Annotated in this window: 1 protein-coding gene; it reads left to right on the forward strand. The window is 52.9% G+C overall.

Annotation, left to right across the window (positions count from 1 at the left end):
* On the forward strand, positions 1-223 hold a 223-nt coding region (locus ABR397_RS24300; protein WP_350307914.1), incomplete at both ends, for a hypothetical protein.

Raw genomic sequence — 223 nt, forward strand, 5'->3', positions numbered from 1 at the left:
TTATCTGGCAAGGATTATCAGAGCCGGCGCAGGTGGTTTGGCGTCAGGTACCGTTATCGGTCACTGAATTGACGTTGGACCCGGCTGATGGACCGGTGGGTGATCAACTGGCTCAACGTTTTGATCCCCACCATTATCGTATTGATTTGGGTCAGGCACCGCTGCTGCGTTTTGTCGTGGCGCAAGAGACTGATGGGCGCTGGTTTTTACTGGAATTGTTGCA

This window comes from Photorhabdus viridis, assembly GCF_040256935.1.
In the GTDB taxonomy this organism is placed as follows: domain Bacteria; phylum Pseudomonadota; class Gammaproteobacteria; order Enterobacterales; family Enterobacteriaceae; genus Photorhabdus; species Photorhabdus viridis.